Annotated in this window: 22 protein-coding genes; 14 read left to right on the forward strand and 8 right to left on the reverse strand. The window is 68.2% G+C overall.

What is annotated here, in order from left to right:
• The first annotated feature begins 59 nt into the window (after positions 1 to 59).
• From PH191_RS09820 to PH191_RS09840, 5 genes are all read left to right on the forward strand, one after another.
• A complete protein-coding gene (locus tag PH191_RS09820; protein ID WP_274194398.1) occupies positions 60 to 1844 on the forward strand; it encodes an AIPR family protein in 1785 nt (594 codons plus the stop codon).
• Positions 1845 to 2333: 489 nt separating this feature from the next.
• Entirely contained in the window at positions 2334 to 2876 is a 543-nt protein-coding gene (locus PH191_RS09825) for a class IV adenylate cyclase (RefSeq protein WP_274194399.1), read from the forward strand.
• The gene (locus tag PH191_RS09830; RefSeq protein WP_274194400.1) at positions 2869 to 3474 is read left to right on the forward strand and encodes a GTP cyclohydrolase II; all 606 of its coding nucleotides are present in this window, start codon (positions 2869 to 2871) and stop codon (positions 3472 to 3474) included. The genes PH191_RS09825 and PH191_RS09830 overlap by 8 nt, the downstream gene beginning before the upstream one ends.
• Before the next feature lie 17 nt (positions 3475 to 3491).
• On the forward strand, positions 3492 to 4595 hold the full coding sequence (locus PH191_RS09835) for a dCTP deaminase domain-containing protein (RefSeq protein WP_274194401.1): 1104 nt from the start codon (positions 3492 to 3494) through the stop codon (positions 4593 to 4595).
• Positions 4596 to 4615: 20 nt separating this feature from the next.
• Positions 4616 to 5308 (forward strand): HAD family hydrolase, encoded by a 693-nt coding sequence (locus tag PH191_RS09840; protein WP_274194402.1) that lies wholly within the window; start codon positions 4616 to 4618, stop codon positions 5306 to 5308.
• A gap of 25 nt (positions 5309 to 5333) precedes the next feature.
• On the opposite strand, the gene PH191_RS09845 is transcribed toward PH191_RS09840, so the two are convergent.
• Together PH191_RS09845 and PH191_RS09850 are read right to left on the reverse strand one after the other, a co-directional pair.
• A complete protein-coding gene (locus PH191_RS09845) occupies positions 5334 to 5813 on the reverse strand; it encodes an NUDIX domain-containing protein (protein WP_274194403.1) in 480 nt (159 codons plus the stop codon).
• A 33-nt stretch (positions 5814 to 5846) separates the two neighbouring features.
• The gene (locus PH191_RS09850; RefSeq protein ID WP_274194404.1) at positions 5847 to 7067 is read right to left on the reverse strand and encodes a helix-turn-helix domain-containing protein; all 1221 of its coding nucleotides are present in this window, start codon (positions 7065 to 7067) and stop codon (positions 5847 to 5849) included.
• Positions 7068 to 7201: 134 nt separating this feature from the next.
• Between PH191_RS09850 and PH191_RS09855 the strand changes: the two genes are divergently transcribed.
• The 3 genes from PH191_RS09855 to PH191_RS09865 are packed head-to-tail and all read left to right on the forward strand — an operon-like array spanning position 7202 to position 9134.
• Positions 7202 to 7612, forward strand: a complete 411-nt coding sequence (locus tag PH191_RS09855) for a hypothetical protein (RefSeq protein WP_274194405.1) — start codon at positions 7202 to 7204, stop codon at positions 7610 to 7612.
• Positions 7612 to 7887: a hypothetical protein gene (locus PH191_RS09860; protein WP_274194406.1), complete on the forward strand. Its 276-nt coding sequence runs from the start codon at positions 7612 to 7614 to the stop codon at positions 7885 to 7887. Before PH191_RS09855 ends, PH191_RS09860 begins: the two co-directional genes overlap by 1 nt.
• A complete protein-coding gene (locus PH191_RS09865; protein ID WP_274194407.1) occupies positions 7884 to 9134 on the forward strand; it encodes a hypothetical protein in 1251 nt (416 codons plus the stop codon). The genes PH191_RS09860 and PH191_RS09865 overlap by 4 nt, the downstream gene beginning before the upstream one ends.
• Before the next feature lie 26 nt (positions 9135 to 9160).
• Here PH191_RS09865 and PH191_RS09870 read toward each other — a convergent pair whose 3' ends face one another.
• The gene (locus PH191_RS09870; protein ID WP_274194408.1) at positions 9161 to 9490 is read right to left on the reverse strand and encodes a DUF4190 domain-containing protein; all 330 of its coding nucleotides are present in this window, start codon (positions 9488 to 9490) and stop codon (positions 9161 to 9163) included.
• A 98-nt stretch (positions 9491 to 9588) separates the two neighbouring features.
• Here PH191_RS09870 and PH191_RS09875 point away from each other — a divergent pair, with 98 nt between their 5' ends.
• From PH191_RS09875 to PH191_RS09890, 4 genes are read left to right on the forward strand one after another with little or no spacing between them, the layout of a single operon-like run.
• Complete coding sequence (locus tag PH191_RS09875) at positions 9589 to 9819, forward strand: hypothetical protein (protein WP_274194409.1); 231 nt, start codon at positions 9589 to 9591, stop codon at positions 9817 to 9819.
• Positions 9816 to 10022, forward strand: a complete 207-nt coding sequence (locus PH191_RS09880; RefSeq protein ID WP_274194410.1) for a hypothetical protein — start codon at positions 9816 to 9818, stop codon at positions 10020 to 10022. Before PH191_RS09875 ends, PH191_RS09880 begins: the two co-directional genes overlap by 4 nt.
• Before the next feature lie 2 nt (positions 10023 to 10024).
• Positions 10025 to 10240, forward strand: coding sequence for a helix-turn-helix transcriptional regulator (locus tag PH191_RS09885; protein ID WP_274194411.1), 216 nt, complete (start codon positions 10025 to 10027; stop codon positions 10238 to 10240).
• Positions 10237 to 11631: a tyrosine-type recombinase/integrase gene (locus tag PH191_RS09890; RefSeq protein ID WP_274194412.1), complete on the forward strand. Its 1395-nt coding sequence runs from the start codon at positions 10237 to 10239 to the stop codon at positions 11629 to 11631. The genes PH191_RS09885 and PH191_RS09890 overlap by 4 nt, the downstream gene beginning before the upstream one ends.
• A gap of 123 nt (positions 11632 to 11754) precedes the next feature.
• Here the strand turns inward: PH191_RS09890 and PH191_RS09895 are convergent, their stop codons facing one another.
• Entirely contained in the window at positions 11755 to 13293 is a 1539-nt protein-coding gene (locus tag PH191_RS09895; protein WP_274194413.1) for a long-chain-fatty-acid--CoA ligase, read from the reverse strand.
• A 218-nt stretch (positions 13294 to 13511) separates the two neighbouring features.
• Here PH191_RS09895 and PH191_RS09900 point away from each other — a divergent pair, with 218 nt between their 5' ends.
• Positions 13512 to 14654 carry an acyl-CoA dehydrogenase family protein gene (locus PH191_RS09900; RefSeq protein ID WP_274194414.1) on the forward strand — a complete coding sequence of 381 codons (1143 nt, stop codon included), beginning with the start codon at positions 13512 to 13514 and terminating at the stop codon, positions 14652 to 14654.
• 5 nt (positions 14655 to 14659) lie between these two features.
• Positions 14660 to 15700, forward strand: coding sequence for an LLM class F420-dependent oxidoreductase (locus tag PH191_RS09905; protein ID WP_274194710.1), 1041 nt, complete (start codon positions 14660 to 14662; stop codon positions 15698 to 15700).
• 30 nt (positions 15701 to 15730) lie between these two features.
• Here the strand turns inward: PH191_RS09905 and PH191_RS09910 are convergent, their stop codons facing one another.
• From PH191_RS09910 to PH191_RS09925, 4 genes are all read right to left on the reverse strand, one after another.
• Positions 15731 to 16378, reverse strand: coding sequence for a TetR/AcrR family transcriptional regulator (locus tag PH191_RS09910; protein ID WP_274194415.1), 648 nt, complete (start codon positions 16376 to 16378; stop codon positions 15731 to 15733).
• Between the two features lie 68 nt (positions 16379 to 16446).
• Complete coding sequence (locus tag PH191_RS09915) at positions 16447 to 17055, reverse strand: TetR/AcrR family transcriptional regulator (protein WP_274194416.1); 609 nt, start codon at positions 17053 to 17055, stop codon at positions 16447 to 16449.
• A complete protein-coding gene (locus tag PH191_RS09920) occupies positions 17052 to 17771 on the reverse strand; it encodes an acetoacetate decarboxylase family protein (RefSeq protein ID WP_274194417.1) in 720 nt (239 codons plus the stop codon). The genes PH191_RS09915 and PH191_RS09920 overlap by 4 nt, the downstream gene beginning before the upstream one ends.
• Positions 17768 to 19525, reverse strand: coding sequence for an FAD-dependent oxidoreductase (locus PH191_RS09925; protein WP_274194418.1), 1758 nt, complete (start codon positions 19523 to 19525; stop codon positions 17768 to 17770). The genes PH191_RS09920 and PH191_RS09925 overlap by 4 nt, the downstream gene beginning before the upstream one ends.
• Positions 19526 to 19639 lie beyond the last annotated feature (114 nt).

Genomic DNA, 19639 nt, shown 5'->3' on the forward strand with positions numbered 1-19639 from the left:
GTAACGCCCGCCGACTGTGACGCGAGAAGGAGTTAGGCCGCGTCAATCTTGGGGGACACTTGTCGAACAGCGCACTGACAGCCTTTGCGAGCAGAGACGACCTCGCTCGCTATGGCTCAAACGGCCTGATCCTGTTCGCGCTCCAGATGAACTTCGGGATCGAGGATATTCACAGCGTCGCTGCTTCCGCGTTAACTGACGGACCCGACGACAAGAGCTGCGACCTCGTCTATGTTGATCGAGCAACATCCTGCATCGTGCTGGCTCAGGGCTACTTTGCCGACATACCCAAAGCATCAGCTAAGGCCTCCAAAGCATCCGACCTCAATGCCGCCGTCTCATGGTTGCTGAATGGCAAGCTTGAGGAGATGCCAGACGCGCTGAGGTCCGCCGCTATGGAGGTACGACAAGCCCTAGAAGAGGACCGCATTAGCTCCGTTGAGCTCTGGTACGTGCACAATTGCCCGGAGTCGGACAACGCGACGCGGGAAGTCGAGCAAGCGGCATCGACCGCGAAGCACCTCATTGATAGCCACTACTCCCCTGACTCAATCACATCCATTGTCGCCCGCGAGATCGGCAGGGACAAGCTAGAGAACTGGTACCGCCGCACCGAAGTTCCGATCATTGTCACCGACGAGTTCCGTGTGCCAGTGATCGACGGGTTCGCGGAGCGCACCGATAAATGGACATCCTTCTGCACCTCAGTGCCGGGCGCTTGGTTGCGGCAGATTTGGCTCGAGCATGAGACCGATCTCCTGTCGCCGAATGTTCGCGACTACCTTGGCCTAGTTCGCTCAGAGAAGAACATCAACTTCGGAATCAAGAAATCAGCACGCGAAGACGCGTCGCAGTTCTGGATCTACAACAACGGCTTAACTATCGTTGTCAACGAGATCGAGATACCGGAGGATCTGGGTCTCGGCCTGACCGAGCTGGTCGTGAGAGGTTTGGGCATCGTCAATGGCGCTCAGACGACGGGCACCCTCGGCACCCTTTCGGACAGCGAAGCTAGTGCACTACCAGATTTACGCGTCATGGTTCGCTTCGTGAAGTGCCAAGACCCCGATGTGTTAAGAGACATAGTTCGTTACAACAACACCCAGAACAAGATCGAGGCCGCTGATTTCCGCAGCAACGACGCTGTGCAGGATCGCTTGCGTGCGGAGTTCGACAGCATTCCGGAGGCAGAGTACCGAGGCGGTCGCCGAGGTGGCGTGCGTGACGCGATCGAACGGAAGAAGAACCTCATCGCGAACAACGGGGCCGCCCAAGCTCTAGCCGCCTTCCACGGTCGTCCCAACCTCGCGTATAACGACACGAGGTTGGTCTGGACCGACGACGCGATCTACGCCCAGCTGTTCTCGGACCGCACTACAGCGCGACACATTGTGCTCTGCCACTCGCTGCTGCGCTCGATCGAAGAGGCAAAGCAGGAGATTCAGAGCACGCCAGAGGCTGGACGGACCGACATGCAGCGCGCGGCGATGGACTATTTCCGCCGGCGAGGATCACTGCAAGTCCTCTGCGCCGCCATATCGGCGAGCATCGAGTCGATCGTGGGCTTCGCGATACCTGACCGATTCGGAGTTCGCTTCAGCGACAACTGCTCCCCGCGGCTTGCGGCTGAACGCTGGTCCTCGATTGTCCAAGCATGTCTTCCTTTCGCACCAAACTTGAAGACCGCGTGCGATCGCGATCTTCAGAACAGCGAGAAGGTTCGCGATGCTCTTGCCATGTTCGCGCAGTTCATTGCAGCTACGAGGCTCAGCAATCAAACGCTATTCGATTCATTTGCCGACAACGTACAGTACGTGGGCACTCCTGTAACGAATTCTCACTGACGCCGCTGATTTTACTGACCCAAGTTGAGCAGGCGCAGGACCGGGTGGCACAATCGGTCCGTTCCCCGCTCGAAAGCTCACTCGCGGGTCCGGCCTCATTGTGATTCGAGCTGAGGGCTTGTGACTGATCCGCCCTAGGGGGCACCCAAACTGATTCTAGCGAGTTGCCGACTGCGCCGGTTTCCGCCCCGTCGTGAGTACAACAAGCGGAGGTCTATCGAGTCGGCACTGGCGAGGATCGCAGCCAGCAGCTGGCCTCCTGCCGCTTCAGTGCGACGCGATCGGTGACCATAGATCGCATTAGGGCACTCGTCGAGGAGCCAGACTGCTCAGTCTTTCTGTGGCGGTTACGCCGCGCCACTCCTTGTTGCACTCGGTGATCAGACCGAGTCGTTAGCGGTCGCACGTATCCAGAGAAGGGGCGAACGCAGTGACGTTGCCGCTTTAGCCTATAGTGTTGATGCGACCGGCCGACATCGCGGGAGAGACGTGTTCGAACTTGAGATCAAACTGGCGGTCAAGGATTTCGAAACCGCCTATTCTGCGCTAATCGACGCAGGGGTGGTGTTTGCCGAGCGCATTAGCCAGTACGACTCGATTTTCGCCGCCTCGCCGGAGACGATTACGAAACCGAGACCGGGGACGGTTGTTGCGCGGGTTCGCCAGCAGGGGTCCAAATCACTACTCAACGTCAAGAGGCACCTGACGAATGAGCTGGACTGCGAGGAACACGAATTCTCCGTGTCCGATGAAGCCGAGGCTAAAGCCTTCCTTCAGATTCTGGGCCTTCAGCAAGTCGTAGAAGTTAAGAAAGACCGATTGAAAGGCAAGTTGGGCGATAAGACTGTATGCCTAGATTCCGTACATGGGCTCGGTTCCTTCGTCGAGTTCGAGCTCATATCGAACGAACAGCCAAGAGCTGGCGAGCAAGATGCGCTCCTGGTAGAAGCCCGATCAGCGCTGGGGCCCGCAGTCGTCGACCGCGTGTCGATGGGCTACGACCGAATGATTCTGGAAGCCACGAGTGAATAACTCTAACGGCTACTCAGGGTACTTCCTCGCCGCAGCACCGTTCCATACGACTAAGTTTGGCGACTTCGACATTCTGGCCTCTCCGGGTCCTCGCACTGGCAGTGAGAATGTAACTCTCGTCAAGGGTTCAGTTGCTGGCTCCGGTTCAGTCTTATGTCGTGTCGCATCCGCTTGCCTTACCTCAACTGCCTTCGGAGCCGCTGACTGCGACTGTGCAGGCCAACTGGATGATGCACTAACCCGGATCGCAGAGCAGTCGAGAGGCGTGCTGCTCTACCTTGCACAAGAAGGTCGAGGAAACGGTCTAGTTAGCAAGATTGCCGCTATGAACGGCAAGGAAAAAGGGCTCGACACCTTCCGCGCCACGGAGGAGCTAGGGCTTGACCCCGACGTGCGGAGTTACAATGCCGCGGCCAGGATTCTCTCCGAACTACGTATCAAGTCGATCGTGCTCATGACCAACAACCCCGACAAAGAAACGGCGCTGACGTCGAATGGGGTGCAGGTCGAAGGCATGCTTCCATGTATTGACGCACACCCACCTGCTCGATCGTTGATACATCTCAACGCAAAGCGGGCCCTAGGTCATATGCTGTAGCCACCCCGGGGGGAATAATGCTGTCTGATAACCAAATTCGCAACCTGGTCGAATCGAAAGAGTTGGAGGTCACGTACTCCTTCTTACCAAATTCGACTCGATCTTTCGAACGCCGCGATCCTGCTGCATCCGTGGGCGATGACCCAGCTGCCAGATTGTTCTTCGACCAGAGTCTGATTCGCAGCCGGCTTGCGTTAACCTTGGGTCCAATCATTCGCCCGGTCTCCCAATGGAGGCGCGCTAGCCGGAACCGCCGCTTCGCTGGCCATACTTCCCTGGTAGACCTCCGCCAGTGCCCCGACGGGTGGGCACTCGCCCCCTCTCAATCGGTAGTGGTGTTTACTAACGAGTACTTGGCGACCCCTTCCAACGTCGTTGGCCTTATCGTCGGGCGGGTCTCGAGTTACAACAACGGGCTTGTAACGGCGACCTCCTATGTTGATTCGACTTGGAGGGGTTTAGCGAAACTTCACCTCATCAACACTTCCCAGCGCACGGTCAGGCTCAAGCTGGGGATGGAGATCGGACGAGCATTCTTCTTCGCAACGCCGGACGCGACGACTATCGACAACACTGTCCAGCAACAGGGAGTGCATTTCGGAATCACATGGGGCCGTATACTCGATGATGAGATTGATCCCTTCCCTCTGAGTTCCGCGCCCCGGCCCGAATCGCGCCTCGCGCGAGTAAAGGCGCTCAATGAGGCTGCAACACAATACGCGGGATATGGGCTAATTGCCCTACTTGTGTTGGCAATTGGCGGTGGGGTGAAACTGTATGCCGACGTTTCTCAAGCGGTGGCGAGTAGCGATCGGCTCGCGAGGCTTGAGCAATCCGAGCGGGACAGGCTAGCGGGCGCTCCAAGGACAGGTGTTGCATCAATCGTGGTTCAGCCAGGCCAAAATGAGGGCTCCGCCACCATAGTTCTTCCACCTGGCACACAATTCCGCGAAGGCTCCACGTACAGCGGCTCCTCCTTGGTGACGCCGTCGCCCGGAGTAGTCGCCGCAGCAACAGCAAGGTCCTCAAATTCCGACGTCGTTCTAACTGTGATGGTCAGACTGGCGACTCCCGCGCGAGAGTCGACTACAATCCCCGTACAGTGGATTTTTGTCTCATGACTCTAAGTCGAGGTGGCCAAGTGCTGGATGGGTCGATGGGTCGCCCGTGGGCCCTGGCTGGGTTCGATCTAGACGGGACCCTTGTAACGGGCTCGACTGTGCTACGGCATCTGGGCGCGAAATTGCGCCGCGCCGAGTACGTAGACGAGATCGTAAAGTCATACGAAGAATACCGAGCAACGAACGAGGAAGTCTCGGCCTCAGGAGCCGAGCTCTTCGCGGGGCGCTCAAGAGCCGAGCTCAAAGCGCTTGTCTCCGACATTCCAGTGGTCGCGGACATCCCGCGCGCGGTGCAGTCTCTGAAGAGTCAGGGTATCCGGTGTGTGATCGCGACTGTAACCTTTAGGTTTGCCGCCGAGGCCATCGCGGAAGCATACGGTTTCGATGGCGTATCTGGGGTTGAGCTCGAGTGGAATGAAGAAGATCGTGCCACCGGCGCCGTATTGCGGCATTTTTCTGAGAAGGATAAAGCCTCCTACATCTACGAGGAGTGCCGCCTCTCAGGAACGCATCCAGACAGAGCGTTCTTTGTTGGGGACTCCCGCTCGGACCTAGAGACTTTCGACCTCGTTGGCTTCTCGGTAGCGCTCAATGCTTCGTCGGAAGCACGCGCGCGCGCCAGAGCCGCGATAGACACCAGATCTCTTCTCGACGTGCTTCGGCTTGTTCCTGGCCTAGCGGTTGATTTGGCTGCTTCGCGGCGTGAACCATAATTGCCCGATTGCTCCCCTTCTGACTCTAGAGCAAGTGCGAAGCAGCGCGTGGAAGTATGCCGTGCTCGAGATAGAGGCATTGTTTCGGTTCGCCGGCCGAAACGGATCGGACGCGGCGCGCGAGACGCGCAATGAGATAGTCGTCGAGTTCGTCAACTGCGATCCACGACCAGCTGTCGAGCTCGCGCTGATCGAGCCGGATGCGAGCCTCATCCGCTCCTAAAGGGCCGCAGTCAAAGATGAACAGGAGCTTGTCTCCTTCGCGTTCATGTGGAGCCCAGTCGACCGCAGCAAGCCGGATGGGCGCGCGGTCTATCCCGAGTTCCTCGAGGACTTCGCGACGGCACGCTGACGCAGGAGACTCGCCGCGCTCCACGTAGCCACCGGGGATGTCCCATGTGTCCTTATATGTCGGATGAACGAGGAGCACCCGGCCTCTGGCGTCGATGAAGAGTGCACCGGCTGCGACCCGTGGGGTGGCGAAGCTGTCCTCTGGCGACGACATGGCGCCGAGAGTACGGGCCCGCTCTGGGCCGGTTCAGGCGGTGAGGCGAAGGCGGTGGGCGAGGGCGCCCAGCTCCGTGCTCACGGTGCCGCGAGAGTTCTTCATCCACGACAAGACGAGCTGGCGGCTGATGAAGTGATGTCGGACCTGCTCGGGGGCCAGGCGCTCGGCGTCGAGCACGGTCGCGAGCGCCTCGTCGCGCCGGTTGGACGTCGACAGCGCGCGGGCGGTCTCGAGGGCGTGGCGGACGCGGCGCTCGGTCGGCAGGGCCGAGGTGTCGATCCGTGGGCCGAGGTCGATGGCGACCTGTACGTCTCCCAGCTCCATCGCGGTCGCGACGCGGTGGATCGCTACATTCGTCGGGCCGAAGGCAGTCCAGAGGTGGTTCCCGTCGGTGCCCAGGTAGCCGGCGGCGCGCTGCGCGTGCTCGAGGAAGTCGCGCGTGAGCCCGCGGTCCTCCATCCGCGAGGAGGCCATCGCGCCGGCCAGGAACAGCGACCCGTAGACCGACCATAGCCCGGCGTCGGCGGAGCCAAGAGAATCGCCGAGGTAGTCCGACCCGTCGGCGGTGAGCTGCGCCGCGGCGTCGTACCTGCCGGTCGCGAGCAGGGAGTGAACGACCGAGCGGAACAGCGACCCCATCACCGCGAGGTCGCCAGCGCGCTGAGCCGCGGCCAAGCCCCGGTCGGCGGCCATCCACGCCAGGTCGCACTCGCCCAGCTTGGTCAGGGTCGACGCCGACACCTGGTACGACAGGGCCAGCAGCGCGTGAGCGCGCTCGAGCTCGGCGCCCTCGTGGGTGTCCACGGCCAGCAGCGCATCGGCCAGCAGCAGCGGAGTTCGCGCGGTCACGAAGCCGAAACGAGCGGCCTGGTAGGCGTCGAACACGTCGGCCACGTCGCGTTCGAGGTGCGCGATCACCGGCGCCTCGGCATTGCCCCCGGTCCGGCGAAGGATCGGGTTGAGCTGGCGGTAGTCCATCAGCGCGGTTCGCAGCGCGGTGACGGTGGCGGTGCCGCTGTCGGCGGTCCAGTCCAGGAAGGTCGGCTCGCCGAGCAGGTCGCCCAGGGAAACGTCGAGGACGTCGGCGAACTTGCGGATCACCGAAAGGCGGTCCAGTTCGGCACGGTTGTTCTCGATCTTGCTGAGCCAGTCCTCGGTGCGGCCGACGAGACCGGCGACGACTTCCTGAGAGAGTCCGCGGCGCCGACGGTAGAACGCAACCCGCTCGCCAATGGTCAGTGACTCGGTCATCCCGCGCATGGCAAGACCGTCCTCTCGCCCTGCTCGACGACCCCGGATTTTTCTTCCGGGTCGATCGCTCGAACCGCCCTGACGGTAGTGGCACACCCCGACACGCGGGTGCCGATTCCGCCAGGAGAACCCCGATGTACGAGCTGAACGCGCCCCTCAACGAAACCCGGATGAAGGCGATTGCCACCGGGCACAGCCAGACCCTCGAGCGCTGGGAGGACGGCCCCAACGGGCGGCGCTCCAGCGGGCAGCCGCTGATCGACGAGGCCACCGGCGCACCGGTGCGCATCTACGACTGCCTGTTCGACACCGGCCGCGACGGGCGACCCGAACTGCACGGCGTACGCATCGTGAGCCACGAGGCCCCCGAGCTGGCCCCTTACACCGAAGTCACCTTCGACGACCTCTCCGCCCGCGTCCGCCCGGCGCGCAACGGCGCCAAGGGCATCGAGGTCTCCTTCTCCGCCACCGCCATCCGCCCCGTCGGTATCACCGAGACGCGCCCGTCGCGGAAGGCGACCAGCGATGAGACGGCGGCCGCCTGATGGCCGCCCCCGCCCGGCTCCGCGCCCGCGTGCAGGTGCGCACCGCCGCGCTGCTCGACGAGCTGGTCCTGACCTGCCGCGCACAGAGCTGCGTGGAGCAGTGGACCCCAGCCCCCATCGGCGACGACTCCGGTGACGGCGTCGTGCAGCTCTCCCAAGAGCGGTGTCCCGCCTGCGGGTCCTCGGTCTGGGAGGTCACCCAGGTCCAGGTCGCCGCCTCCCCGTCCCGCGCCCGCCGCCAGCGGGCCCGCACCCACCGGAGCAGCCGGTCATGACCACCCAGACCCTCGACCGCACCCGCCCACCCGCCGCCGGCCACGGCCGCCCGCCCGGCTTCATCAGCCGCTGGCGCGCCCGCCGCGCCGAACGCGACGCGTGGGCTGCGCATCACCGCTTCGCCCAGGCCGTCACCGCCGAGTTCCGCGAAGCCTGCACTGCCCTGCGCCTTTGCCAGTACGTCTCCATCGCCACCGGGGTCACCGTCCGCACCCCGCGCGTCGGCGCCGTCCATGCCGGACCGCCTATGAGCCTGTCGGTGGAGCTGATGGCCGGCCAGGAACCCGGCGACTTCATCAGCAAGGAGAACGGGCCACGCCTCGCGCACTCCCTCGGCGGTCACGGCCTGCGAGTCGAGCCGCTGGCTGGGCGCTGGGTCCGGGTCACCGTGCTTAACCACGATCCGCTGCGCGACGGCTTCGGCCTCCCTTCGCTCGCCGTGGCGTCGGGAGCGGAACCGGTGATCCTGGGACGGACCGAGGACGGCATCACCCTCGGCCATGCCTTCACCGACGCCGGGCACCTCGGGGCGCAGGGCCAGAACGGGTCGGGCAAGTCGGCGCTGTTCTACGGGCTGCTCTCCCAGGTCGCCGCTGCCTCCGACGTCCTCGTGACCGGCTCCGACATCACCGGCCTCCTGCTCGGCAAGCCCTGGGATGGCACCGTCCACCGGCCGCATCAGGTCGTCGGCACCAGCGACATCGCCGCCCACGCAATGCTGCTCGAAGGCCTCGTCGCCGAGATGGACCGCCGGCTCGAGGCCATCCCACCGAGACGGGACAAGGTCGAGCCGTCACCGACCACACCGGTCGTCCTGGTCGTGCTCGAGGAGTTCCCCGGCCTCCTGCGAGCTGCCGACGCACTCCCGAAGCCCAAGCGCGGTGAGGGCGTCCCGGTCGGTGACCGCATCCGCTCGGCGGTGCTCCGCCTGCTCTCCGAGGGACGCAAGGCCGCGTTCCGGGTGCTCATGCTGGCCCAGCGCTTCGAGGCCACCGCAGTGGGCGGCGGCTACGCCCGCGACCAGTTCGCGCTACGGCTGAGCTTCCGCGTTCCAGCCGACTCGCTGGCGATGCTCCACGGCGACGACGCGCGCCCCCTCGGTGCCGAGCACGCCAATGCTGCCCCTGGCATCGCCTACCTCTCCGGGCTCGGCCGCGACTGCGAGCGCATCCGTGTGCCTTACCTCGGCGAGTACGGCGAGTACGTCAACCGCATCCAGGCCCACGGACGACGGGAGGTCGTCTGATGGCACGTCCGTGCGCGCTCGGCCAACTATGCCCCGGCGGCTGCTCCCACGATCACGAAGAACCAGAAGAGCAGCCAACCACCGCACTGAATCCAGCCGAGGATCAGGCCCGCGATGGCAAGTCCATGGCCTCCCCGAGAACCGGAGCGGGTCTCGGTCAAGGCGATGTGTCCGCAGATCACGCCGACGATGGCAAGCAGGCCGAAGGTCACGAACCCGATCAAGCTGCAGATCAGCGACGCAACCGCCGCGCCCGACGTCGGAACCACGTAGGCCTGCGGCATGGCGTAGTAGCCCGGCGGCGGACCTCCCCAAGGCATCGGCTGCTGCGACGGCGGCTGGTGATCGATGGCCATGGCGCTCCCCCTCGGACTCATTGCGGTCCGCGTGAGGTCGGGGAATCGGCCCTATGCGTTACGCCGCTTCCCGCAGACCCGACGGCTCGGTGAGCGCAATGAACCTCATCGCCATCGTCATTATCGCCGGGCTCGTCACCGCCCTGCTCATCAAGAGCCACAAGGCCGCGCCCGCGCTCGTTTCCGGCGTCGTGACCCTCGTGCTGCTCTTCGCCGCCTTCCCCACTCTCGGGCCAGCGGTGTCGAGCAGCGCCGGCGAGTTCGCCCACCAGCTCGGCGCCGCCACCGACCGGGCCGCCGACGTCCCAGACGACGGGCAGCGGCCATGACCGGCCACGAGGACGCCCAGGCGCTCCACGCCCACATCAGGGCCCTGGTCCGGCCCCTGGTCGGGCTCGACCTCACCGACGCCGAGCACCACGCCCTGGTCGCCGTCGCCGACCTCGGCGCCCCGACCGCTACGGCCATCGCCGGGCTGCTCCATCTCGCCCGGCAGGCCCGACCTCTCCGCACGACGACCCTGAGGAGCTGACCATGTCCACGACGAAGGGACCGCGCCCGGACCGCAACGAGCTGCTGACCGTGCCGCAGGTGCTCGAGGCGCTGGGCGGGCTGTCCAAGCACACGTTCTACGAGTGGCGCGAACGTCGCGTCGCCCCGCCGTGCTTCCGGCTTCCCAACGGCCAGCTTCGGGTCCGCCGCGGCGACCTGCTCGACTGGCTCGAGGCCCATCGTGAGGGCGCGGCGTGAGCGACGAGAGCACCTACCAGGTGCAATTCTGGAAGCTGCGCAAGTCCGAGGGCCGACGCCGGCCGTGGGGCGTCCGGTGGGTGACCGCCGGCAAGGAGCACTCGGAGTCCTACGCGACGAAGGCGCTGGCGGAATCGTTCCGTTCCGAGCTCGTCCGTGCCGCCCGCGCCGGGGAAGCGTTCGACGTCGCGTCCGGGCTTCCGCCGTCGATGACCCGCAAGCGGCAGGCCGGCACGTTCCTCGAGCTGGCCGTGGCCTACGTCGACCACGTGTGGAAGGGCGCGCCGCCCAACACCCGCCGCGCGGTGGTGGTGAACCTGGCCGCGATCGTCCCGAAGTTCGTCACCGACCTCGATCACCCGCCGGCCGAGGAGGACCTCCAGCGACTGTTGAGCACCAGGCTCCTGCCGCCGCCGCGGCGCGACGAGTCGACCGACGCCGAGGACCGGGCGGTCGCCTCGTGGTTGCGCCGTGCTTCGCGGCCCGTGGAGGACCTGAACGATTCCCTGGCTGCCCGCGCGCTGCTGCAGTCGCTCTCGACGGCCGCAGACGGTCGCTCCGTCACCTCGAGCACGTGGGATAAGCGCCGCGCCGTCCTGCACCGCGTCGCCGGCTACGCCGTCGAGATCGGCCTCCTGCCCGCCAACCCCATCACCGGCCGCCGTGTCGGCACCGCCCGCACCACCGAGGGCGTCGACCCCCGCGTGGTCGTCAACCCGGCCCAGGCCCGCCAGCTTCTCGCCGCGCTCACCTACGTCGACGCCAGCTACCGCCCCGACCGCGACCGCGGCCGCCGGCTGCGCGGGTTCTTCGCCTGCCTCTACTACGCCGGCCTGCGTCCCGGTGAGGCCCAGCAGCTCCGGGACACGGACTGCAAGCTCCCCGCCGCCGGCTGGGGCGAGCTGGTCCTCTCCGGGTCGCTGACCGGCGTCTCGGGCGAGCACTACAACGACGGCGCCCGTCACGCAGACCGTCGCCCGCTCAAGCGCCGGCGCCGCGAGGACGTCCGCCGCGTCCCGATCCCGCCGGCGCTGGTCGTGATTCTGCGCGAGCACCTCGACGCCTTCGGCACCGCGCCGGACGGCCGGCTCTTCCACGCCGCGACGAGCGACGGGCGCATCCGCGAGTCCGTCTACACGCGCATCTGGAAGGAGGCCCGCGCGATCGGACTCAGCCCCGCCCAGGCGGCCTCACCACTGGCGGCACGCCCGTACGACCTGCGCCACGCCGCGCTGTCCTCGTGGCTCAACGCCGGCGTCCCGCCCACCGAGGTCGCCGAGCGCGCTGGCCACTCCGTCGCGGTCCTGCTGTCGACCTACGCCAAGTGCCTCGACGGCCAGCGCGACACCTACAACGCCCGCATCCAAGATCTACTGGACCCGGAGGCTTGATCGACAATGCAAGATCTGTTCCGTGACTGTTCCGCGCGACACGCCGACGAACCGGTTCCGGCCACAACGCCTCACAACGGCTTCGCATCGGACACTCGACGTTTCTGCAGCTCAGCGGCTGTTCTAGCCGATGTGCCGCCCCTCGGCGTTCTCCCAGTACGGCTTGCGGAGGTCCTTCTTGAGGATCTTCCCGGACGCGTTGCGCGGCAGGGCGTCGATGACGTCGACCGATCGCGGCCGCTTGAAGCCGGCCATGCGCTCCTTGCACCACTCCAGCAGCGCGTCGCTGTCGATCGTCGAGCCCTCCCGGGGGACGACGACGGCCTTGACCGTCTCGCCCCAGCGCTCGTCCGGCACGCCGATGACCGCCACGTCGGCGATGTCGGGGTGGCCGGAGAGGACGTTCTCGACCTCGATGGGGTACACGTTCTCCGCCCCGGTCACGATCATGTCCTTGATCCGGTCGGTGAGGAACAGGAAGCCCTCGTCGTCGAGGTAGCCGGCGTCGCCGGTGTGGAACCAGCCGTCCGACAGCGCCGTCGCGGTCTCCTCCGGGCGCGCCCAGTAGCCCGGCGTCACCTGCGAGGAGCGGATCCAGACCTCGCCGACCTCGCCCGTGGGCAGGTCCTCGCCGGTGGCGGGGTCGACGGTCTTGAGCTCGACCCAGGGGTAGGCCTTGCCCGCCGAGCGCATGAGGTGGGCGCGCGGGCCGTCCGGGTCGTGGTCCTCGGGGTCGAGCTGCGTGATCGCGCCGGTGGTCTCGGTCGAGCCGTAGACCTGGAACAGCGGCGCCTTGAAGGTGGTCAGGACGCGGTTGAGCACCGTGCTCGTGATCGGCGAGGCCCCGTAGGCGATGGCGCGCAGCTTCGACCAGTCGCGGTCGGCGGCGCCGGGCACCCCGACGAGGAACTGCAGCACCGCGGGCACGAGGAAGGCGTTGGTGACGCCCTCGTCGGCCATCGTCGCGAGCAGCTGGTCGGGGACGATGTCGGCGACGAGGACCACGCGCGCGCCGAACGACATGCAGACCAGCGCGAAGCCCGAGCCGCCGATGTGGAACAGCGGCATCGCGACCAGGCCGACCGACTCGGTGTCGAAGCCCCAGTGGTCGCCGACCGAGAGCAGCGCCGCGAACTGGGTGTGGGTCAGCACGACGCCCTTGGGCAGGCCGGTGGTGCCCGAGGTGTAGAGCTGCAGGACGCAGTCGTCGTCCTGCGCGTGGTCGGGCGGGTCGAGCACCTCGTCGGACGCGGTGAGCCAGGCCTCGTAGTCGTCGTCGACGACCAGGACGCGGCGTACGGCGTCGATCGACCCCACCCGCTCGCGCAGGTCGGCGACGTCGGGACCCAGCACCACGAGCGGGGCCGCGGAGTCCTCGATGATCGCGATCAGCTCGTCGTGGGTGAGCCGGTTGTTCAGCGGCGCGGTCCCCGCCCGCACGCGGGGGGCGCCGAAGAGCAGGTCGAAGAACTCGGGTCGGTTCTTGCCCAGCCACACCACGCGCGCCCCGGCACCCAGCCCGTCGGCCGCCATCGCGCGCGCCGCCAGGCCGGCGCGGCGGTCCAGCTCGGCGTAGGTCGTGTTCTGACCGTCGAACGTCAGCGCCACCAGGTCCGTGGCGCTCGCGTGCCGGCGCACGACGTCGGTCAGGCGGAACGACACAGGAGACCTCCACGAGGGGCGGGCCGGGGAACGGGACAGAGGGGACGGCGGTGACGCCGACCACAGGCCAGGCGCGACCGTAACCGGTGATACGGAAGGGCGGAAGAGTCAGGCTTGACTGTTACCGGGCGGTGCAGCCACGCTGAGGTCCACCAGCACGGACGCGGGCCCGCTGCACCGACAGGGCGCCCGCACGTCCCCAGAGGAGGGGCCACCCGGTGGAGCGAACGATCTTCTCCGACGAGCACACCGACTTCCGGCAGATGGTCCGGGACTTCCTGGAGAAGGAGGCCGTCCCGCACCACCCGGAGTGGGAGAAGCAGGGCCACGTCAGCCGGGACATCTGGCTGGCCGCCGGGAAGACCGGCCTGCTCGCCATGGACATCCCGGAGGAGTACGGCGGCGGCGGGACGACCGACCTGCGCTTCCAGTGGATCGTCACCGAGGAGGTCGCCCGCGCGGGCACGAGCGGGCTCGGCTTCACGCTGCACAACGACGTCATCGCGCCGTACCTGAACGAGCTGACGAACGACGAGCAGAAGCAGCGCTGGCTGCCGCGCTTCTGCACCGGCGAGATGATCACCGCCATCGCGATGACCGAGCCGGGCACCGGCTCGGACCTGCAGGGCATCCAGACCCGCGCCGTCCGCGAGGGCGACGAGTGGGTCATCAACGGTCAGAAGACGTTCATCACCAACGGCATCATGAGCGACCTGGTGATCGTCGTGTGCAAGACCGACCCGGACGCCGGCGCCCACGGCTTCAGCCTCATCGTCGTCGAGCGCGACACCCCCGGCTTCGAGCGTGGCCGCAACCTCGAGAAGATCGGCATGTCCGCCCAGGACACCGCGGAGCTGTCGTTCACCGACGTCCGCGTCCCCGCCGGGAACCTCCTCGGCGAGGAGGGCAAGGGCTTCATCTACCTGATGCAGAACCTGCCCCGCGAGCGCCTCTCCATCGCCGTCGGCTCCATCGCCGGGGCGGAGAAGGTCCTCGAGGAGACCATCAAGTACGTCAAGGAGCGCACCGCGTTCGGCAAGCCGCTCGCGAAGCTCCAGACGGTGCGGTTCTCGACCGCCGAGATGGCGACCAAGCTGGCCGTGACCCGCACCTTCGTCGACCGCTGCATCACCGAGCTCGACGAGGGCAAGCTCGGCCCGGCCGACGCCTCGATGGCCAAGTACTGGGCCAGCGAGACGGCCAAGGAGGTCATCGACGGATGCCTCCAGCTGCACGGCGGCTACGGGTACATGAAGGAGTACCCGGTCGCGAAGGCGTACCTCGACACCCGCGTCCAGACGATCTACGGCGGCACCACGGAGATCATGAAGGAGATCATCGGCCGGGTGGTGCTCGGATGAGCGCCATCAAGGTGGGCATGGGGATCGCCTACGCCCAGGGCGGCTTCCGCGAGACCGTCGAGAAGGTCGTCGAGCTCGAGGACGTCGGGCTCGACGCGGTGAGCGTCGCCGAGCTGTACAGCTTCGACGCGGTGAGCCAGCTCGGCTACATCGCGGCGCGTACGTCGCGGGTGCACATCGAGTCCGGCATCGTCCAGATCTACACGCGGACCCCGTCGCTGACGGCGATGACCGCGGCCGGCCTCGACTACGTCTCCGACGGGCGGTTCGTGCTCGGCATGGGCGCCTCGGGGCCCCAGGTCATCGAGGGCTTCCACGGCGTGAAGTACGACGCGCCGGTCGGGCGGACGCGCGAGATCATCGAGATCTGCCGGCAGGTGTGGCGCCGCGAGAAGGTCGAGTACTCGGGCAAGCACTACACGGTGCCGTTGCCCCCGGAGCAGGGCACGGGGCTGGGCAAGCCGCTGAAGCTCATCAACCACCCGGTGCGGGCGCAGATCCCGGTGATGCTCGCGGCGATCGGGCCGAAGAACGTCGAGCTGGCCGCCGAGCTCGCCGAGGTCTGGGAGCCCATCTGGTTCCACCCGGGCCGGGCGCACGAGGTGTGGGGCTCGTCGTTGGAGGCCGGCAAGGCCCGTCGCGACCCCTCGCTGGGCGAGCTGCAGACCTCGGTCAACGTCCCGTTCGCCGTCGGGCCGGGAGCCGGGAAGCTGCGCGAGCAGGTGCGTCCCCAGCTCGCGCTCTACGTGGGCGGGATGGGCGCGAAGGGCAAGAACTTCTACAACGACCTCGCCGCGCGCTACGGCTTCGCCGACGAGGCGGCCGAGATCCAGGACCTCTACCTCTCCGGCCGCAAGGACGAGGCAGCTGAGAAGGTGCCCGAGGAGCTCGTGCACGCGGTCTCGCTGATCGGCAGCGAGGACGAGGTGGCCGAGCAGGTGCGCGGGTTCGCCGCCGCCGGGGTCACGCAGCTCAACATCCAGCCGTTGGACCCGGACCACGAGACCGTGAAGTCGTCGCTGGAGACCCTGAAGTCCCTGCTGTAGGAGCGCGCTGCAGGAGCGCTGTCGGAGCCCTCAGGCGCCGGACCCGCCCTCGGGCAGCAGGAGCATGCGTGCGAGCTGCTTCCACTGCTCGAGGTGCGGGTCGGTCTGCGGGTCGCGCGGATCGAACCCGTAGGTCAGGGCGACCCCGCGCATGGCGGTCAGCAGCGTCTCGCGCACGAGCGCCGCCCGCGCCGGGTCGGCGTAGTCCTCGAAGAACACGTCGACGGTCTGGCGGATCGCGGCACCCAGGCGCCGCTCGGCGGGGAGCAGGGCCTCGGCCAGCGCCGGGTCGGTGCGCGCGGCGGTCCACAGCTCGACCGACGCCCAGAAGTAGGCCTGCTGGTAGGTCCACCACATGACCTCGACGGCGCGATCGAGCCGGGGACCGGGGTCGACGTCGGCGTCCGGCAGGTCCGCGCGGGCCAGGCCGTCGGCGGCGAACCGGCTGGTCGCGAGGTGCTGCGCGGCGGCGACGAGCAGGTTCTCCTTGGACGGGAAGTGGTGCAGCAGCCGTCCCCGGGAGACCCCGGCGCGGTTCTGGATGGTCAGCGTCGTGGTGCCCGCGTAGCCCGACTCGACGAGACAGGACACGGCCGCGTCGAGGATGCGCGTGCGGCTGTCGGAGGTCCGCTGCTCGCGGGAGCGCCGCTCCGGCTCGGCGGTCGATCGGCTGCTCATCCTCTCGCCCCTCCCCGTCCCTGCTGCCGTCGGTGGACGACGATCGTGCATCCCCCCGACGGGAACGGTCAAACCTGACTGTCCGAGCGGCCAGGGGACACGCCGGGCCGCAGGACCGCGAGCAGGCCGTCGACGAGGAGGGCCCGCGTGCCGGCGCGGTCGAGCGTGCCGCGCACCAACCACTCCCGGGATGCCGAGCGCACCAGGCCGAAGAACGACCGCACGCGCGCCCGGTAGGGGTCGTCGGGTGCGTCGGGGGCCAGGGCCGCGAGGACGCGGTCGGCGGCGATCTCGTCGGCCTCGGCCAGGATCGCGTCGACGTCGATGTCCCCGGCCGCCCCGGTCCCGACCGAGAGCCACAGGCCGCGGTGCCGCTCGACGGCGTCGAGGAACCAGTCGACGGCGGCGCCGGCCCGGACGTCGACGGTGCCCGGCGGCAGCTCGGAGACCGCGACCTCGGGGATCGTCGTCAGCCGGCGCACGACCTCGAGGTAGAGCGCGCGCTTCGTCCCGAAGTAGTGGTTGATCAGGCCGCGCGCGACCCCGGCCTCGCCGGCGAGGTCGGTGGTCGACACCGCGGCGTACGGGTGCTCGGTGAACAGCCGCAGCGCGCCGGCGACGATCTCCTCGCGCCGCGCGTCGGGGTCCAGCCGCCGGCCGCGCAGGGGTGTGCTCATCGGGCGGGGTCGACGTGGGGGCTTTCCTGACGTCGAACGTCAGCCTGGCCCCCAGGCTGCGACCCCCGCGCAGACACCCGCGCGCGATCGGCCGGCGTCATCCCGAACAGCATCGCGAAGTCGTGGAGTGTCGCCGAGACGACGGGACGGCGCCCGGCGAGGAAGGCCAGCGGCCCGTCGGGGTCGAACGACCACTGCGCGGACAGGAGCCCGAGGCCCGCGCGGCTGGACACCGGGCTCTCGCAGCGTCGCCCGTCGAGGTCCTGGGCCAGCGTGAACCCGACGCGCGGGCGTCCCGGGAGACGGCGGCCGTGGCGCAGGACCGCGGACGCCGCCGGGTGGCCCGCACCCTCGAGGGTCATCTCCGGCGTGCCCTCGGCGACGCCGGTGAAGCGCGCGAGGCCCTTCGGGATGCCCCACAGCTCCCGCCCGCCGTCGCGGGAGGCGGGGCTGTCGACCCAGATGGCGACGATGTGCGGGCGCACGTGGGCCCCGACGCGTCCGGCCACCGCGACCAGGAGCTCCCGGTAGCTCATGGCGCCACCCGGGGCGTAGTCGACCCATGCCGCGCCGACGGGCGTCCGGCCGCCGAGCACCAGGGGCCGCCAGTCGTCGGGCCAGGTGGCGGTCGGCAGGTCCTCGGTGGGGACGAGGAAGGTCGACAGGTCCATCCGGCCGACGACCGTCCAGGGCTCCGGGGGGTAGGCGGTGGTCACGTCGGCACTCCGAGGGTCGGGGTCGGGAGGTCGGTGGTCCGCAGCGCGCCAGGGGCGTCGGCGGGCACGGCGGGGTGCCGCGGGGCGACGGGCGCCACGCGGCGGTAGGGCTCGCCGGGGGCGGGACGCGGGTCGGGCTCGCCGCGGTTGGGCCAGAGCGACATCGCGCGCTCGGCGAGCGCGGTGATCGTCAGCGACGGGTTCACCCCGAGGTTCGCCGGCACCGTCGAGCCGTCGACGACGTGGACGCCGGGGTGGCCGTGCAGGCGGTGGTACGGGTCGACGACGCCCGTCACCGGCGTCTCGGAGATCACCGCGCCGCCGAGGAAGTGCCCGGTGACCGGCACGTTGACCAGCGTCGAGCTCGCGCCGACAGGGAAGCCGCCGATCCGGCGGGCGACGCGCCGGGCGACGTCGTGGCCGGACGGGATCCACGCGGGGTTCGGCGTCCCGGCGCCCGGGCGGGAGGTGAGGCCCCGGAACAGGCGTCGCGGGCGCAGCGTCAGCGAGTTGTCCAGCGACTGCATCACCAGCAGCACGATCGACTGCTCCGCCCAGCGCCGCGGGCGGTGCAGGGCGCGCAGGGTCCGCCGCGAGCGCAGGGCCTCGCCCGCGATCCGCCGCCACGACGGGCCGCGCGCGCCGAGCGTGCGGTCGTCCGTCGCCGTCGTGCCGTCGACGAGCACCGCCGAGAGCAGCGCCAGCAGGTTCGACCCGCGCCCGTAGCGCACCGGCTCGACGTGGGTGTGCGGGTCCGGGTGGATCGACGAGGTGATCGAGACCCCGCGCGTGAAGTCGACGTCGTCCCGCGGCGCGCGCGCGGCGAGGATGGCCTCGGAGTTGGTGCGGGAGAGCTCGCCGAGCCGCGGGGAGACGCGCGGCAGGTCGCCCCGGCGCCGCCACCGGTGCAGCAGCCGCTGGCTGCCCAGCGCCGACGCCGCGACGACGACCTGGTCGGCGCGCAGCGTGCGCCGACCGCCCGGACGCCCGGTGTGCCGCACGTCGACCTCGTAGCCGGAGGCACCGGACAGGTCGCCGCCGCGCGGGCGGACGCGCGTCACCGTCGTCAGGGGGTGCACCCGGACGCCCGCCGCCTCGGCGAGGTGCAGGTAGTTCTTGACCAGCGTGTTCTTCGCGTCGTGCCGGCACCCGGTCATGCACTCGCCGCAGTGCAGGCACCCGTGGCGCGCGGGCCCCGCGCCGCCGAAGTACGGGTCGGGGACCTCCTCGCCGGGTCTCTCTCCCGCCCTCCCGGCGCCGAAGAAGACCCCGACGTCGGCGTGGCCGAAGGTGTGGCCGACTCCCATCTCCTCGGCGACGTCGCGCATCACCTCGTCCGACGGCGAGACCCGCGGGTAGGTGGTGGCGCCGAGCATCCGCGCAGCCTGGTCGTAGGGCCGGTCGAGCTCGTCGGCCCAGTCGGTGATGTCGCGCCACTGCGGGTCGTCGTAGAACGCGCGCCCGGGCCGGTAGAGCGTGTTGGCGTACACCAGCGAGCCGCCGCCGACGCCGGCCCCGGAGAGCACGAGGACGTCGCGCAAGGGGTTCACCCGGAAGATGCCGAAGCAGCGGGCCCACGGGGCCCACAGGTAGTCGCGGAGCTGCCAGGAGGTCGCGGGGAAGTCGCCGTCGGCGAAGCGGCGCCCCGCCTCGAGCACCCCGACCCGGTAGCCCTTCTCGGCCAGGCGCAGGGCGCTCACCGCGCCGCCGAAGCCCGAGCCGACCACCAGGACGTCGTAGTCGGGAGCCGCCATGACCCCACCCTCGCGAGCCGTTGGCAGCCTGTCAACGAGAACCGGACAACGCTACCGACCAGTAACAGGAGGTCGGCAGCACGTTGACACGAGAGCAAAACAGTCCATCATGAC

The sequence above is a fragment of the Actinomycetospora callitridis genome, from assembly GCF_028737265.1.
In the GTDB taxonomy this organism is placed as follows: Bacteria; Actinomycetota; Actinomycetes; order Mycobacteriales; family Pseudonocardiaceae; genus Actinomycetospora; species Actinomycetospora callitridis.